This is a genomic window from Bacillus sp. AC266 (assembly GCF_979253805.1).
Window position 1 is genome coordinate 1 of record NZ_CEEDEC010000026.1, and the last position, 896, is coordinate 896.

1 protein-coding gene is annotated in these 896 nt (G+C 34.0%); it reads right to left on the reverse strand.

The window, feature by feature from the left end; translation table 11 throughout:
- Window positions 1-34 precede the first annotated feature (34 nt).
- Window positions 35-790: an SDR family NAD(P)-dependent oxidoreductase gene (locus AC0IXC_RS29050; RefSeq protein WP_471653712.1), complete on the reverse strand. Its 756-nt coding sequence runs from the start codon at window positions 788-790 to the stop codon at window positions 35-37.
- Window positions 791-896 lie beyond the last annotated feature (106 nt).

The following is an 896-nucleotide window of genomic DNA, read 5'->3' on the forward strand; positions in this document are numbered from 1 at the left end:
AACCAATTTTTATTCAAAAGCTACATTTCCCTAATTACAAATGACTTCCGCCAGTTACATCCATATTATGCCCAGTAATAAAACTCGCTTTTTCACTCGCTAGAAATGAAACAACATTTGAAATTTCTTCTGGTTGACCCTCTCTTTTTAAAGCACTCATATTCTTTGCATTTTCTTGACCTTCTTCTGTATGCAGCCAGTTAGCAGTTGAATCCGTATCAATGATTCCAGGCATTACGGAATTAATCGTAATGCCTTTTTCACCCAATTCCTTTGCTAGTGTAAACGTCATTGTATTAATTGCGCCTTTTGTCATACTGTATATCATCATATGTGGAAATGCGATACGTGTCACACCAGATGATAGATTTATTATCCTACCATTGTTTGCTATAAATCCGATTAGAGATTGTGTAATAAAATATGGTGCTTTAACATTTGCATTAAATAGACGATCGAACTCATCATAGTCCACTTCTCCAAATCCATTTGATGTAGCATGTCCAGCATTGTGAACAATTGTATGCAGTGATACATTACTATCTTGGCTTAGCATTTCCTTGGTTTTTCCGATGAATTCTTTAATCCCTTCACTGGAATTAAAATCACCTTGAATTAAATGTGCTTGTCTGCCAATTGATTCAATTTCTGCTTTGACTTGATTAGCTTTTTCAATATTTTGATTATAATGTAATAATAAATTGAATCCATCATTTGCAAGTTGGATTGCGATTGCCTTTCCTATCCCTCTAGAAGCTCCTGTTACCAATGCATAATTATTTTTTTTCATGTTTTATTCCTCCTTTTAAAAAGAGTGTAAGGGTTAACCTAAGGGTAAGGTCAAACACTTAATACTTAGAAGGAAAAATAAATTCCGAAAGGCGTTTGGAGGAATA

What these genes read in the sequence shown, in the direction of transcription:
- AC0IXC_RS29050 (WP_471653712.1), bottom strand. Translation starts at nt 790, where the DNA reads ATGAAAAAAAATAATTATGCATTGGTAACAGGAGCTTCTAGAGGGATA.